This is a genomic window from Pseudomonas sp. NPDC090233 (assembly GCF_044772285.1).
In the GTDB taxonomy this organism is placed as follows: domain Bacteria; phylum Pseudomonadota; class Gammaproteobacteria; order Pseudomonadales; family Pseudomonadaceae; genus Aquipseudomonas.
In genome coordinates, this window is the sequence record NZ_JBIVYQ010000004.1 from 528,234 (window position 1) to 543,252 (window position 15,019).

General features: G+C 60.3%; 15 protein-coding genes. 6 read left to right on the forward strand and 9 right to left on the reverse strand.

The annotated features are described in order from the left end of the window. Positions 1–96 precede the first annotated feature (96 nt). The gene (locus ACIQUF_RS13755; protein ID WP_403132211.1) at positions 97–1,857 is read right to left on the reverse strand and encodes a cation:proton antiporter; all 1,761 of its coding nucleotides are present in this window, start codon (positions 1,855–1,857) and stop codon (positions 97–99) included. 322 nt (positions 1,858–2,179) lie between these two features. On the opposite strand from ACIQUF_RS13755, the gene ACIQUF_RS13760 reads away from it, so the two are divergent. Next, positions 2,180–2,665 (forward strand): acyl-CoA thioesterase, encoded by a 486-nt coding sequence (locus ACIQUF_RS13760; protein WP_403132215.1) that lies wholly within the window; start codon positions 2,180–2,182, stop codon positions 2,663–2,665. Here the strand turns inward: ACIQUF_RS13760 and pdxY are convergent. Continuing rightward, on the reverse strand, positions 2,662–3,534 hold the full coding sequence (gene pdxY, locus ACIQUF_RS13765) for a pyridoxal kinase PdxY (protein ID WP_403132217.1): 873 nt from the start codon (positions 3,532–3,534) through the stop codon (positions 2,662–2,664). The two genes, ACIQUF_RS13760 and pdxY, sit on opposite strands and share 4 nt — an antisense overlap. Before the next feature lie 120 nt (positions 3,535–3,654). On the opposite strand from pdxY, the gene ACIQUF_RS13770 reads away from it, so the two are divergent. Beyond that, positions 3,655–4,047 (forward strand): DUF3301 domain-containing protein, encoded by a 393-nt coding sequence (locus ACIQUF_RS13770; protein ID WP_403132220.1) that lies wholly within the window; start codon positions 3,655–3,657, stop codon positions 4,045–4,047. Here the strand turns inward: ACIQUF_RS13770 and ACIQUF_RS13775 are convergent, their stop codons facing one another. Genes ACIQUF_RS13775 through zigA form a run of 3 tightly spaced genes read right to left on the reverse strand, consistent with a single transcriptional unit; the run spans position 4,048 to position 6,890 of the window. After that, positions 4,048–5,019 (reverse strand): CobW family GTP-binding protein, encoded by a 972-nt coding sequence (locus ACIQUF_RS13775; RefSeq protein ID WP_403132223.1) that lies wholly within the window; start codon positions 5,017–5,019, stop codon positions 4,048–4,050. Positions 5,020–5,058: 39 nt separating this feature from the next. Continuing rightward, positions 5,059–5,685 carry a DUF1826 domain-containing protein gene (locus ACIQUF_RS13780; protein ID WP_403132225.1) on the reverse strand — a complete coding sequence of 209 codons (627 nt, stop codon included), beginning with the start codon at positions 5,683–5,685 and terminating at the stop codon, positions 5,059–5,061. Continuing rightward, a complete protein-coding gene (gene zigA, locus ACIQUF_RS13785; protein WP_403132227.1) occupies positions 5,682–6,890 on the reverse strand; it encodes a zinc metallochaperone GTPase ZigA in 1,209 nt (402 codons plus the stop codon). Before zigA ends, ACIQUF_RS13780 begins: the two co-directional genes overlap by 4 nt. A gap of 113 nt (positions 6,891–7,003) precedes the next feature. Between zigA and ACIQUF_RS13790 the strand changes: the two genes are divergently transcribed. After that, entirely contained in the window at positions 7,004–7,384 is a 381-nt protein-coding gene (locus ACIQUF_RS13790; RefSeq protein WP_403132523.1) for a glutamine synthetase, read from the forward strand. A gap of 24 nt (positions 7,385–7,408) precedes the next feature. Beyond that, the gene (folE2, locus tag ACIQUF_RS13795) at positions 7,409–8,296 is read left to right on the forward strand and encodes a GTP cyclohydrolase FolE2 (protein ID WP_403132229.1); all 888 of its coding nucleotides are present in this window, start codon (positions 7,409–7,411) and stop codon (positions 8,294–8,296) included. A gap of 3 nt (positions 8,297–8,299) precedes the next feature. Here the strand turns inward: folE2 and ACIQUF_RS13800 are convergent, their stop codons facing one another. After that, entirely contained in the window at positions 8,300–8,827 is a 528-nt protein-coding gene (locus tag ACIQUF_RS13800) for a DUF3617 domain-containing protein (RefSeq protein ID WP_403132230.1), read from the reverse strand. A gap of 131 nt (positions 8,828–8,958) precedes the next feature. On the opposite strand from ACIQUF_RS13800, the gene cls reads away from it, so the two are divergent. Further along, on the forward strand, positions 8,959–10,398 hold the full coding sequence (gene cls, locus ACIQUF_RS13805; protein ID WP_403132232.1) for a cardiolipin synthase: 1,440 nt from the start codon (positions 8,959–8,961) through the stop codon (positions 10,396–10,398). Between the two features lie 37 nt (positions 10,399–10,435). Here the strand turns inward: cls and cfaB are convergent, their stop codons facing one another. After that, on the reverse strand, positions 10,436–11,620 hold the full coding sequence (gene cfaB / locus ACIQUF_RS13810; protein WP_403132234.1) for a C17 cyclopropane fatty acid synthase CfaB: 1,185 nt from the start codon (positions 11,618–11,620) through the stop codon (positions 10,436–10,438). 200 nt (positions 11,621–11,820) lie between these two features. On the opposite strand from cfaB, the gene lpdA reads away from it, so the two are divergent. Further along, positions 11,821–13,221, forward strand: coding sequence for a dihydrolipoyl dehydrogenase (gene lpdA / locus ACIQUF_RS13815; RefSeq protein WP_403132236.1), 1,401 nt, complete (start codon positions 11,821–11,823; stop codon positions 13,219–13,221). Positions 13,222–13,283: 62 nt separating this feature from the next. Here lpdA and ACIQUF_RS13820 read toward each other — a convergent pair whose 3' ends face one another. Both ACIQUF_RS13820 and ACIQUF_RS13825 read right to left on the reverse strand, forming a co-directional pair. Further along, complete coding sequence (locus ACIQUF_RS13820; RefSeq protein ID WP_403132238.1) at positions 13,284–13,919, reverse strand: LysE family translocator; 636 nt, start codon at positions 13,917–13,919, stop codon at positions 13,284–13,286. A 92-nt stretch (positions 13,920–14,011) separates the two neighbouring features. Next, complete coding sequence (locus ACIQUF_RS13825; RefSeq protein WP_403132241.1) at positions 14,012–14,959, reverse strand: PDR/VanB family oxidoreductase; 948 nt, start codon at positions 14,957–14,959, stop codon at positions 14,012–14,014. Between the last annotated feature and the right edge of the window lie 60 nt (positions 14,960–15,019).

Sequence of the window (15,019 nt, forward strand, 5' to 3'; positions counted from 1 at the left end):
CCGGCGGAGCCGGTGCCATACACCGCATCGTTCTCTTCGCGGCTAAAGCCGCTCCTACAAGGGTTGCGCAAGCTTCAGAAACTCAGCATGCCCGCTTCAGTGCGAATTCTCCCGGCTGTTCTCCAGCGTCTCCAGCAAAGCGATCTGCATGCGTGTGTGCACGCGGATGAACCACCGCCACAGCACCGCCACCACCACCGCTGCCACCACTGCAATGATCAGCAGCAGTTCGTTGGTCGGCAGAATGCTCGCCGATAGCGCCGACAGCAGCAGGAAAATCACCAGCAGCGACAGCAGCGGAATCACCTCGGCCACCACACGGCGCACGCGCTGGGTATGGCGCCCAGCCATTTCCGGCTTCACGCCCATCTCGGCCAGCAGCATCGACAGGGCCTTGAGCTTGCGATACGCCGCGATGAGGAACGGCAGCGACAGCAATAGCGCCGCGCCCCAGATCACCGCCTTCTGCTGGCTGACATCGCTGACCCACTCATTGAGCCAGGTGCCGATACGCTCGGCGAAGTATCCCCCGCTGAAGAAGATCGCGATCACCAGCGCCAGGTTCACCCCGACCTGTAGCAGGATGCGCCGGATCATCGCTGCCAGCATCGCGCCTTCCCCTTGAGGCTGGATGCTGCGCAACCATTCGCCATACAGCGACAGCACGCGCGACAGCCGGCTCGGCATCACCTGGCCCAGCTTCAGCGACAGCGGGTCGGCCGCACGGATCAGGTAGGGCGTCAGCAATGTGGTAATCGCCGACACGGCCACGGCAACCGGGTAGAGGAAGTCGCTGGTTACCTGAAGCGTCATGCCCAGGGCCGCGATGATGAACGAGAACTCGCCGATCTGCGAAAGCCCCATTCCCACCCGCAGCGAAGTACGCCCGTCGTTGCCGGCAATGAACGCGCCCATGCCGCAGGACAGCATCTTGCCCAACACCACGGCCAGGGTGATGACCACGATCGGCCAGGCGTAATCGATCAAAACCTGCGGGTCGATCATCAAGCCGATGGCGACGAAGAAGATGGCGCTGAACAGGTCGCGCACCGGTTCGATAAGCCGCTCGATCTTCAGCAACTGGCGCGACTCGGCCATGATCGCACCGATCAGGAACGCGCCCAGCACCATGCTGTATTCAAGTTTGACCACCAGCAGGCAGAAACCGAAGCACAGGCCCAGCACGGTGATCAGCAACATCTCGTTGCTTTCGAATTTCGCCACGTAGGCCAGCAGCCGCGGCACCAGCAGAATGCCGATGACCAGCGCCACGATCATGAACAGCGAAAGCTTGCCAACCGTGGAGAACACCTCGCCAGAGCTGACCGAGCCGCTGACCGCGATACCTGAAAGCAGGGCGATGATGCCGATGCCGAGAATGTCCTCGACGATCAACACGCCAAAGATCAGCTGAGCGAAACGCTCGTTCTTCATCTTCAGATCGTTGAGCGCCTTGACGATGATGGTGGTTGAGGAAATCGCCAGGATCGCGCCGAGGAACAGCGAATCCATGGTATTCCAGCCGAACCAGCGGCCAATCTCGAAACCGATCCAGATCATCAGGACGATTTCCAGGAACGCCGCGATAAACGCCGTGGCGCCCACCTTGAACAACTTGCGCAGGCTGAACTCAAGGCCCAGGCAGAACATCAGGAAGATCACCCCAAGCTCAGCCAGGGTCTTGATCGTGTCTTCATCGTGAATCAGGCCGAACGGTGGTGTGTGCGGGCCGATGATGAAACCGGCGACGATATAGCCGAGCACCACAGGCTGCTTGAGCCGGTGGAAGAGAATCGTCACCACCCCGGCGACCAGCATGATCACGGCCAGATCCTGGATGAAGCTGATGGCATGCATGGCGCGATACTCCTTTTTCGATGCCCGGGCAAACCGCTCCTCTGCCAAGGCAAACCCAAGCGAGCAGCAAGTACATACTGTATTGAATGCAGGAAGGCCCATGTTGCGTGGGCGTACTCAGGTTAACATCGCACCCCGCCGCAAAAAGGCGGTGCAATATGTAGAAACAGATCGGCCGGTTAACCACCGCTGATGGCAAGATCGGCGTGACGCTGGAGCGTCAGCCAACGTCCCGTACCAGGAAGGCAAAACTTCAAGAGGGGAAACAGAAGTGTCTTCAGATACCCGCCCCGATTCAGCGCAACCCCACCGTGAGCACACTATGGAACCTGGAAACGCCCAGTTGAGCATGACCGTCCTGATGACCCCGGACATGGCCAACTTCTCTGGCAACGTACATGGCGGCACCTTGCTCAAGTATCTCGATGAAGTGGCCTATGCGTGCGCCAGCCGTTATGCCGGCAGCTATGTGGTGACCCTGTCGGTCGACCAGGTGATCTTCCGCGAGCCGGTGCACGTCGGCGAGCTGGTGACGTTCCTGGCTTCGGTCAACTACACCGGCAACACCTCCATGGAGGTGGGCATCAAGGTGGTTACCGAGAACATCCGCGAGCGCTCGGTGCGCCATTCCAACAGCTGTTTCTTCACCATGGTCGCGGTCGACGATAACCGCCGTCCAGTCCCGGTGCCGCCGCGCCAGCCGCTGTCCAGCGAAGAGAAGCGCCGCTTCCTCCAGGGCCAGCAGCGCCGGCAAATCCGTCAGGAGCTGGAAAAGCGCTACCAGGACTTGAAGACCGACGCCGTTTAAAACGCCAGGCGCTGCGCCTCGAAGCGCACGCGCGGGTGAGCGATACGATCCTGTGCCCGCACCAGCTGCAGCTCGTAGCTGGTGCAGGCCTGGGTTTCCAGCAGCACCTCATGCACGGCTGCCGCGGTGTACTCGAATGCCTGCAACCAGCTGTCTCCCAGCAGCACGCGGGCGAGGAACAGCCCCGAGGTCAAGTCACCCACCCCGACCGGCTGGCGCGGGAAGGCCAGCAATGGGCGGCGCAAGTGCCAGCTCTGGTCACGGGTGACCAGCAACATCTCGAACATGTCCTCGGCTCGCCCCGGATAGGCCAAGTGCTTCACCAGCACCACTTGCGGGCCACGCTCCAGCAGACCACGGGCCATGCCCACGCAGTCCTCCAGTGACTGCGCCCGCCGGCCACAAAAGCTGTCCAGTTCCAACTGGTTGGGGCACAGAATGTCCGCCCGTGCAGCGGCCTCCTCCAACAGGAACTCACTGACCTCCTGCGGCACGATACAACCCTTCTCGGCGTGGCCCATGACCGGGTCGCACAGATACAACGCCTTCGGATTCACCGCCTTGATACGCTCGACGCCCGCCAGGATCGCCCGGCCCTGCTCGGCGCTGCCCAGGTAGCCGGACAGCACCGCATCGCAGTGGCCCAGTTCGCCGATATTGGAAATGCCTTCCACCAACGCAGGAATTTGCGCTGGAGCAAGCACTTCGCCCGCCCACTGGCCATACTGAGTGTGATTGGAGAACTGCACGGTATTAAGTGGCCAGACATTGACCCCGATCCGTTGCATGGGGAACACCGCGGCGCTGTTGCCAGCGTGGCCGAACACCACGTGGGACTGAATGGCGAGCAGGTGCGGGGTACGTTTCATGCGGGCGTTTTCCAAAGCTGTTTCAAGGATTGTGCGTCGCGCAGTATGAACTTGATTGCCACCTGTACGACAGACCAGGGACACAGTTAAGCTGGATCGACCTGTTTGGAGCATACGTAAATGTTGACCCTGGAGAACCTCTTAGTCCTGATGCTGTTGGCCACGGCAGGCGCTTGGTTATGGCACAACCATGGGCTGCGCGAGAAGGCCCTGGCGCGGGTCAAACAGCACTGCGCCAAACTCGACCTGGAGCTGCTCGACGATGCCGTCGCGCTCAAGCGCATCGGCTTTATCCGTGATGCCAATGGCAGGAAGCGGCTGGCACGGGTGTATGCCTTCGAGTTCACCGTGACCGGCGAACAGCGCCATCCAGGTACCGTGACTCAGTTCGGCGCCCACAGCATGCAGATCGAGCTGGCGCCCTACCCGTTCGAGATCAATACGCCGCCCCGCACCGGCAACGTCATCGAGATGCAGCAGTGGCGCCAGGAGCACAATCGCTGGCGCAACTGATCACGTTACTCGGCATCGATCCAGTTCGGCCTGTAGCGACTGCAGGGATTGCGGCTGATCGAAGATCAGTTCGATGCGCGTATCCTTGCGCCAGTCGCTAGCTAGCCAATCAGGCAAGTTGCCATTCAGACCATTGAAGGACTGCCAACCTTCGGTGCTGTGGATAACTCCCTTGGCCCGCCGCCAGTGGAACATTTCGAGCATTTCACGCAGCGCCTGCGGATTGAATTGTTGGCTCGGATGCCAGCGCCAACCGATGCTCCAACTCCCCTCACCTTCGTTGACGTGAAAGATGGGCTGGCGAGTATCTGTCCACAGGGCGCCAGAGGCTGTGGACGGAATATCGATGAAAGATTTATCCACAGATAATCGCGATAAACCATCTGTGGATGACATCGGGAGGCGGGAAATTGCTAACAGCCCCTGCTGTGTCCATACACTAGCTATTGCTGGAAATTCCTTATTTATCAACAACCTATGTTTTTCATCAACAGCCTCGCTTTTGTTGAAGATCAGCAGCGAAGCAGCTTCCAGCGCCCGTCGTTGGGCCTCAGGTAAAGGCTCCCCCCGCGCCAGCGACTGAGCGTCCAAAACCATTACCAGCGGCTGCACCGCCAGTACTCCAACCCAGGGAGCCTGGCGCAGTTGGTTCAGCAGCTGCACGGGATGGCCAAGGCCCGAAGGCTCGATGAACAACCTGTCGGGGCGAGCCTTGCGCAGCAGTCGCCCGAGCCCGACCTGGAAGGGGGTGCCATTCACGCAGCACAGGCATCCCCCCGCCACCTCCGCAATGGCTATACCGTCCTCGTCACGACTCATCAACGCCGCGTCCAGGCCAACCTGACCAAACTCATTGACCAACACAGCCCAACGCTCGCCCGCCGGACGCTGGGCCATCAACTGACGGATGACGCTGGTTTTACCGGCCCCCAAAGGCCCGGCGATGACGTGAGTGGGGATGTTCTGCAGCATGCGATCACTTCGGTACGTAATTCACCCCACTATGCCCCGTCAAGCCAGCCAGTCAAGGCTGAGCAGCAGGCGCCGCTCCTGGCTAGGCGGCGAGCGATGGATCAGGCCGGCCCCTTCGTTGCCCAGCCATTTTTCGCCCTTGAGCACAGCTACATCCCCAGGTTGCAGGCGCTTGATGTTATCCACAGGCGCCTGAGCGAGATGTAATCCACGCCGCTCGATCGCGTCCTCTTCGAGCCATTCACTGCCTGGACCCACATAGCTGGTCAGCAGCCGCACGGGGACGTTATCCACATGGAAGCGAGGACACATGGCGCCTTGCAGAACCCGCAACCGCAGCCCCACTCGCCGCGCTCCGAGCAGGCAGGTGAAGGCGGACACCAGCCAGCGCACATCTGCGACGAAGCTTTCGTAGCCCTGCAGTTCCGCTGCCTCGGCCAACAGGTGCGGGAGCAGCGGGGTTTCATGCTCATTCACATCGAACACACGCAGGTCCTCCAGGGGTTGGCCCAGGCCAACCAGCAGCGCGGCGAAATCTTCGATCTGAACAGGCAGACGGCGCTGCCAGGCGGCCATATTGACGCCATCGTTAAAAATTTCCGTTAAAACCCGTGGTGATTCACCGTGAATCTGACGGATATCCACAGGCTGAAGCAAAGGCTTCATGCTGCTTCCTCTGCATGCCAGGGGCCGAATGGGTCAGGTAGGTGCAGCCATTCCATGTGACCCAGTGCCATCTCTTCATCGGTCAACAAGCAGTCATCCAACGCTGTGGATAACCTGGCGAAGTCGATGTTCTGGCCGATGAATACCAGTTCCTGACGGCAGTCTCCGCTTTCGGCTACCCAATACTTGAGGATGTCCTGTGTGCTCTGCTCATCCTGTGGCCAGTGCTCACGCGGCACGAACCGCCACCAGCGCCCGGCCAGCCCATGGCGCATCATGCCGCCTGCCTGCGACCAGCTGCCGGCCTCCTGGTATTTGCTGGCCAGCCAGAAGAAACCTTTCGAGCGCAACAAGCGGCCGTTGCTCCAAGGCTTGTGGATAAAGTCGAAGAACCGCTGTGGGTGCAGCGGCCTGCGAGCTTCCCACGTAGACGCGGCAATGCCGTACTCCTCGGTTTCCGGAACGTGTTCCCCTCGCAGTTCCTGCAACCAGCCCGGTGCCTGCGCGGCCTGTTCGAAGTCGAACAAACCGGTGTCGAGGATCCGCGCCAGCGGCACCTGGCCCATGACCATGGGCACGATCTGCGCCCGGGCATTGAGGCTGCGCAAGATGGCGATGAGCTCCTCGCGCTCATGCTGGCTGATCAGGTCGATCTTGCTCAGCAACAGCACATCGGCGAACTCGACCTGTTCGATCAACAGGTCACTGATTGAACGCTCGTCTTCCTCGCCCAGGGTTTCGCCGCGGCTCGCCAGGCTGTCGGCAGCCTGGTAATCGCGCATGAAGTTCAGGCCATCGACCACCGTCACCATGGTGTCCAGCCGGGCCATGTCGGACAGGCTGCGGCCCTGCTCATCTCGGAAGGTGAACGTCTCGGCGACCGGCAACGGCTCGGAAATGCCGGTGGACTCGATCAGCAGATAATCGAAGCGGCCTTCCTCGGCCAGCCTTGCGACTTCTTCCAGCAGGTCTTCGCGCAGTGTGCAGCAGATGCAGCCGTTGCTCATCTCCACCAGTTTTTCTTCGGCGCGGTTGAGGCTGACGTTGCGTTGGACCTCACTGGCATCGATGTTGATTTCACTCATGTCATTGACGATCACGGCGACCCGAAGGTTGTAGCGATTACGCAGCACATGGTTGAGCAAGGTGCTTTTGCCGGCGCCCAGGAAGCCGGAGAGCACGGTGACGGGAAGACGATTGGACATGGCGAAACCTCTACAGGCGGACGCATTCGAAACGATGCATTGCATAATGTTATAAAGTAACAATACAATTTCGCCAAGCCGTACTCGTCGGAAGATTTTCTCGGGGAATGAAAATGAACCTGTTACGTGCAGCTGCGTTGCTGCTGCTCACTGCGCCTTTTCCGACGCTGGCGATGCCGTTGAGCAACACGCTCGCGTTGTGCACACGTAGCGCGACACTGCTTGCCTGCAAGGATGGCAACGGCAGTTATTACAGTGTGCGGACAGAGGGCAGCCATCTTTACCTGCGCGGCTTCGACACTGCGTCGCGCCGACTCTGGGCGCAAACCAACAGCCGCTACGGCACGCTGACGTTTTTCACAGGCCTCGCCAGCGATGGTGAAGCCTGGGTTGGGTATAGCCGACGCGTTGGCTGGACCACGTTGAACCGCGTTTCCAGCTCAAGCGGTCAACGTTTCAATCTGCATTGCAGCCTGGTCGGCGGATGCCGCTGACACACCTTATGCCTGGTATCACCCATGACTGATCTGACGCTCCCCGACATCGCCGCACAGGCACAACAGCAAACGACGCCCCTCGATTGGGTTGGCATGCGCGGTATCGCATTGCCCGTACAGTTCGAAGGGCACAGGGTGGCAGCGATGGCCGATGCCGGGGTGAGCCTTGTGGATGGCACGTCACGTGGTATTCACATGTCGCGACTCTACCTCTCCCTGGAGCGCCTTGAGCATGAAGCGCTGACCCCGTTGGCAATCCGTCGTTTGCTTGCAGATTTTCTCGTCAGCCACGAGGGACTGTCCAATGCTGCCTATCTGCGGCTGAGTTTCGAGCACTTGCTCAAACGACCGGCTCTAATCAGCCCGTTAGCAGGTTGGAAAAGCTACGCGGTCACTCTCGATGCGAAGATTGAAAATGAAATGTTCCACGTGGAACTATCTGTACGCGTTCCCTATTCATCCACTTGCCCATGCTCGGCAGCGCTAGCCAGGCAGTTGATTCAAAAACAGTTTCAGACAGACTTTGCCCAGCGCAACCCGAGTCGCGAGGAAATCCTGAGCTGGTTGAGCAGCAGCCAGGGCATTGTTGCCACGCCACACAGTCAACGCAGCATGGCCAAAGTCCATGTTCGCTTGCGCGACAATCTTGAGAGTCTTCCAGCAACCGCACTCATCGACTCGATCGAGATGAGCTTGGGTACCGCAGTTCAGACAGCCGTAAAACGCGCCGACGAGCAAGCGTTCGCTTTGGCCAATGGCCAGAACCTGATGTTCTGTGAAGACGCCGCACGACGACTGCATAAGTCGCTGCGACAGTTGGATTGGAGCACTGCCTTCAAGCTGCGCGTGGAACATGCAGAAAGCCTGCATGCCCACGACGCGGTCGCCAGCAGTCAGTGGCAATGGTGAATTTCAAGTCCGAGGCTTGACCGTTCCACAGTCGTTGCCCAGCCAGACGGCGCGGGTGTTCATGCTGCCCTGCTGCTGCACACCCGACGCATTGAATGTGCCGTTTACCTGGGTGGTGAATTCCTTGTCGCTGAAGAAGGTTGCCTGACCGGTGCCTTGAGCCTTCGGGCAGCTGAACTGGAACTTCCAGACATTGCCGGTGCGGTCGGTGATCTTTTGCGTGCAACCGGACTTAGGGTCTTGCAGCGGAATATCATTGGTCTTCACCTGCTCCGGCGTCAGGCATGAACGCACACCATTGCCGCCGATCGTAACGCCCTGCTTGGCCAGCACCCCTTCCATCATCGCCCGTTGCTCCGGCGGCAAGTTCTTCAGCTGGCCGAGCATGAACTGCATATCAGGCAACGGTTTGCCATCAACCTGCATATTGCTGGTGGTCAGTTCCCACAAGCCAGGTTGCAACATCTGCGCATGCACCAGCGGGCTGCCCAGGCCAAGGGCCAGAGCCAACAGTGGCAGACGAATCTTCATGGACGAACGCTCCTCGAAAAAACCGGCCAAGTGGCCGGGCTCAGGCTTAGACGTCAAATCCGCTTTCAGGTTGCAAGGCGGGCGTGGAACGTGTTCTGTTATCCGCTGTGTATTCGGCAAGCAGGATGCGTATGGATTACCACAGCCCCTACTTCTTCGGCTACGTGCTCGGCGTCATTCACCTGCTAGGCATCATCGCCGCACTGCATGCGGTGTTCACCGTGCGTACCGCCCAAGGTGCGATTGCCTGGGCCATGTCGCTGTTCTTCATTCCCTACTTCACCCTCATCCCTTACCTGGTTTTCGGTGCCCGCTCCTTCTATGCCTACATCCAGGCGCGGCGCCAGGCCAACCAGGAAATGCACGTGGCAATGGCCAATCTGAACTGGCGGCCCTGGGTAGAGGAAGCGCTCACTGCCCGCGAATCAGACAGCTATGCCGCGTTACGGGCGATGCCGAAACTAGGTCGAATGCCTTGCCTGGCCAATAACCAAGTGAAGCTGTTGATCAATGGCAAGGCAACGTTCGACGCGATCTTCGCCGCCATGGAGCAGGCCCGGGAAGTGGTACTGGTGCAGTTTTTCATCATTCATGACGACACCCTGGGCAAGACGCTACAGCAACTGCTGCTGCGCAAAGCCGCCGAGGGCGTGCAGGTGTTCGTACTGTACGACCGGGTCGGCAGCCACGCTTTGCCCGCAAGCTACAGCCAGGCACTGCGCGACGGTGGCGTGCAGATCCATGCCTTCGCCACCCGCCGCGGCTGGTTCAATCGCTTCCAGGTAAACTTTCGCAACCACCGCAAGATTGTCGTAGTCGATGGTATGGCCGGCTTCATCGGCGGCCACAACGTCGGTGACGAATACCTGGGTGAGCACCCTCGCCTTTCTCCCTGGCGCGATACCCATGTGCAGATCAGCGGGCCGGTGCTGGCCTGCCTGCAGGAGTCGTTCGCCGAAGACTGGTACTGGGCAACGCGCCAGCTGCCACCGTTGATCCTGCCCGACACCTACCCAGACAACGGCGTGTTGTGCCAGGCACTGGCCAGCGGCCCAGCGGACCCTCAGGAAACATGCTCGCTGTTCTTCATCGAAGCTATCCACTCCGCCATCCACCGGGTATGGATCACCAGCCCCTACTTCATCCCCGACGAGGCCGTGTTCGCCGCCTTGCGCCTGGCCGTGCTGCGAGGTGTGGACGTACGCATTCTGATCCCATCGCGCCCGGACCACCGCATCGTCTATGCCGCTTCCAGCCTGTTCGCCTTCGAGGCCGTGCGTGCAGGTGTGCGCATGTTCCGCTACCAGCCAGGCTTCCTGCATCAGAAGGTGGTGCTGGTCGACGACGAGGTCAGTGCCATCGGCAGTGCCAACCTGGACAACCGATCCTTCCGGCTCAACTTCGAAATCACCCTGTTGACGGTCGACCGACAGTTCGCCGATCAGGTCGAGGCGATGTTGATCGATGACTTTGAACAGGCCAGAGAAATTACCGCAGAGGATAGCCGTGATACCCACCGTATCCAGCAGCTGGGGATGCGCATAGCGCGGTTGATTTCGCCGATCCTCTAAAGTGACCAGGGCCGCGATTGCGGCCCTGGGTTGAGTGTCAGCGGTAGAGGTCTTCGCGGGTCCAGGGTAGATCGTGATGCCCATCGGCATAGGGCTTCACAGCAAGAATCTGGTGCAGATTGATCCAGCCCTTCTGGAACGCATAGGCACAACCCGCCAGGTACAGGCGCCAGATGCGTAAGATTTTTTCCGGCACCAGGGCCGCTGCCCGGTGTAGCTGGTGCTCCAGATTCTCACTCCAGTGATGCAATGTCTTGGCGTAATGCAGGCGCAGGCTTTCCACGTCCACCACCTCCAGCCCCGCTTCGCAGATGCTTGCACTGATCATCGACAAATGTGGAAGCTCACCGTTGGGGAACACATAGCGATCGATGAACTCACCTGCGCCACGCCCAACCGGTCGGCCGTCGATATGCTTGGCGGTAATGCCGTGGTTCATCACCAGGCCGCCTTCACGCACGGCGCCGAACAGCTTCTGGCAGTAAAGCGCCAAGTTGGCATGCCCGACATGCTCGAACATACCGACGCTCACCACCTTGTCGAATCGCCCGTCCTGGGGCAGGTCGCGATAATCGAGGATCTGCAGGTCGACCTGTTTAGCCAGCCCTTCATCCTTCACCCGCTGGCGCCCCAACTTGAGCTGCTCCTTGCTCAAGGTGATGCCAAATACCTTGGCGCCATATTCGCGCGCGGCAAAACGAGACAACCCACCCCAGCCGCATCCCACGTCGAGCAGATAGTCACCCGCCTGCAGGCGCAGCTTGCGGCACAGGTGGTCGAACTTGTCCTGCTGAGCCTGATCGAGGGTGTTGTCGGGCTCACGGAAGTAGGCGCAGGAGTACGCCATGTCCTGGTCGAGCCACAGTTGATAGAAGTCGTTGGAAACATCGTAGTGATACGAGATGGACGTGGCGTCCGTGTGTTTGTCGTGGGCCAGACGCTGCGGAGGGCTGGCGTCGTCGTCAGTCAGCAAGGCTTCGCTCAGTTCGTCGCATACCCGAATGGCTTCGCCGATATCGCCCTCCAGCTCCAGCTTGCCTTCGACAAACGCAGTTCCCAGTTCGTCCAGGCTGGGATGAGTCAGCTGGCTGATCAGCTGCGGTTCCTTCACCAGAATGGTGACCTGAGGGCTAGGCCCCAGGTCGAACTGGTTGCCGTCCCACAGTTTCAGGCGAAGTGGCAAATGCAGGCTCTGCAGTGCCGGCGGAAGTTGCGCAAGCATGGACGACCCTCCTTCTGGGCTCGATGCATGAAATTTCGAACACCACCGAATCAGGGTAGTTCATTCGTGCAAAGTTTCCGCTAAGCGAGACCAAGGTCTAGAACCAACTGATCTTATGCGCGCGCTTGATTGTATACAATTTCAATCGCTCCGCTTAACCTTATGCCCCTCTCGCGCTTCTTCATCTGGAGTAGAAACTCATGAAATCCTATGACGTGGTGATCATCGGCGGCGGCCCCGGCGGCTACAACGCGGCGATTCGCGCCGGCCAATTGGGCCTGAGTGTCGCCTGTGTGGAAGGCCGCTCGACCCTGGGCGGCACTTGCCTGAATGTCGGCTGCATGCCATCCAAGGCGTTGCTGCATGCCTCCGAGCTTTACGAGGCCGCCAGCGGCGAGGAGTTTGCCCATCTCGGCATCGAAGTGAAGCCAACCCTGAATCTTGCCCAGATGATGAAACAGAAGGACGAGAGCGTAACCGGCCTGACCAAGGGCATCGAATACCTGTTTCGCAAGAACAAGGTCGACTGGATCAAGGGCTGGGGCCGCCTGGACGGTGCCGGCAAGGTCATCGTCAAGGCCGAAGATGGCAGCGAAACCCCGCTGCAGGCCAAGGACATCGTCATCGCCACCGGCTCGGAGCCCACGCCACTGCCAGGCGTGACCATCGATAACCAGCGCATCATCGACTCCACCGGCGCCCTGGCCCTGCCCCAGGTACCCAAGCACCTGATCGTGATCGGCGCCGGTGTCATCGGCCTGGAGCTGGGCTCGGTATGGCGCCGCCTGGGCAGCCAGGTCACTGTCATCGAGTACCTCGATCGCATCTGCCCGGGCACCGACGAAGAAACCGCCAAAACCCTGCAAAAAGCCCTGGCCAAGCAAGGCATGGCCTTCAAGCTCGGCAGCAAGGTGACCCAGGCCAGCGCTTCTGCCGATGGCGTGAGCCTGACCCTGGAACCCGCAGCCGGCGGTGCCGCAGAGACCCTGCAAGCCGATTACGTGCTGGTCGCCATCGGCCGCCGCCCCTTCACCCAGGGCCTGAACCTGGAGAGTGTGGGCCTGCAGACCGACAAGCGTGGCATGCTCACCAACGAACATCACCGCACTTCCGTGCCGGGTGTCTGGGTGATTGGCGACGTCACTTCCGGACCGATGCTCGCGCACAAGGCCGAAGACGAAGCAGTGGCCTGCATCGAGCGCATCGCCGGCAAGCCACATGAGGTCAACTACAACCTTATCCCCGGGGTGATCTACACCCGTCCCGAGCTGGCCAGCGTCGGCAAGACAGAAGAACAGCTCAAGGCCGAGGGCCGTGCGTACAAGGTCGGCAAGTTCCCCTTCACCGCCAACAGCCGGGCCAAGATCAACCACGAGACCGAAGGCTTCGCCAAGGTCATCGCCGATGCCAACACCGATGAAGTATTGGGCGTGCACCTGGTTGGCCCGAGCGTCAGCGAGATGATCGGCGAATTCTGCGTAGCGATGGAGTTCTCGGCCTCGGCCGAAGACATCGCCCTTACCTGCCACCCACACCCGACCCGCTCCGAGGCGTTGCGCCAGGCGGCGATGAATGTGGAAGGGATGGCGATGCAGATCTGAGTTTCGATCAGACCAGAAACGACAAAACCCCTCTCAGGGGTTTTGCCACTGACGCTCGTCAGTCAGGCAACCTTGGCCTGCACCGTAAACAAGCTTGCCCCCAGCGCCACGAACGAGGCGCCGAACAGCCGGTTCATCAACCGCGCACGGTTCGGCGCGGCGAGCTTGCGCCGGAGCATCCGGGCCAGGGTTACATAGAAGGCATGGGAAATGATCGAGCAGGCCGCGAAGGTCAGTACCAGAATGCCCAACTGCACGTTCGAGTCACTGCCGGGGCGGATGAACTGCGGCAGAAACGCGGCGAAAAACAAGATCGCCTTGGGGTTGGTCAGTGCCACGGTTACACCGTTGAGCATCAGCCTGTTGTTGGTCGAGACGCGCCGGGCCGGTTGGTCGAGCGAGTCGAATGCACTGGTGCGGCTCCTCCACTGCTTCACCCCCAGGTAGATCAGGTAGCTTGCGCCAAGCACCTTGAGCAGCAGGAACGCCGTCGCCGACGCCTGCAGCAACACGCCCAGCCCGGCACTGGTGGCAGCCGAGACCACCAGCAAGCCGAAGGCGTTTCCGACCGAGCCGAGCATCGCACGCCGAGGCCCGTAAGCCACCGAATTGGAGAGCGCCATGATCACCCCAGGGCCTGGAGTCAGGGTGACCAGCATGGCGACGACGACAAAACCGAACCATTCGTGAAGCAACATCCTTGTACATCTCCTGGGAACACTGATCGACGGACTGTAACAGATTGCTGCACCGTTCAGGCTCGGATGCCGGCCTGCATGGTGGGCCGGCTTTACAGGTCCAGCACGAGGCGAGACGACTTGCAGCCCGACACGCAGATCATCATCGTCTTACCGGCTTCCCGCTCACCTGGGCTTAGCACGAAGTCGCGGTGATCGGGCGTGCCTTCCAGCACTACGGTTTCGCAGGAGCCGCACACCCCTTCGCGGCAACTGAACGAGACCGGATGGCCTGCCGCAAGCAGTGTATCGATCAGGCTGCCGCGTCCGTCATGGAACAGCGCCCGACCGGAACGCGACAGCACCACTTCGTAACCTGGGTCATTCGCGGGCACCGTGACGACACCGGCGAACCTCTCGGTGTGAACGTTCTGCAAAGCGAGGTGCGAACATGCCGTGTCCAACGCTTTGAGCATGGGGCTCGGGCCACAGCAGTAGACTGGCGTATCAGGGGAGTACTTGCGCAGAAACGCGATCAAGTCCGGCGCGCCGCCCTGTCGATCGTCGAAGTGCATCATCAGCTTGCCGGGGAATCCCTCCAGCTCCTGGCGGAACGCCATTTCTTCTTCCGAACGCGCGCAATACAGCATGTCGACCGCGCAGCCCTCGCCAGCAAGTTGCGTGGCCATGCCGAGCAAGGGTGTGATGCCGATGCCCCCGGCAATGAATACCGCCCGGGGGGTGTTAACCACCGGGAAGTTGTTGCGCGGCTTCGAGACTTTGATTTGCGCGCCTACCCGCAGGTGCTGGTGGATGAACGACGACCCGCCCCTGCTCTGCCGGTCCAGCAGCACGCCTAGACGGTAGCGGCTGAGGTCAGCCGGCGCACTCATGATCGAATAGCTGCGCACCAGGCCGTTGGGCAGGTGCAGGTCGATATGCGCGCCAGGGTCGAAGCCGGCCAGCGAACCAGCACCAGCCTGGGAGAGCTCCAACGAAAGGATGCGCTCGGTTTCCTGTACCACACGGGTGACTCGAACAGTTTGCAAATCGGCGTTCAACGTTATCTTCCTTGTAATACCTAATTGAATCCGGAGGCGCGCATTAGACGAAGGTCGCAC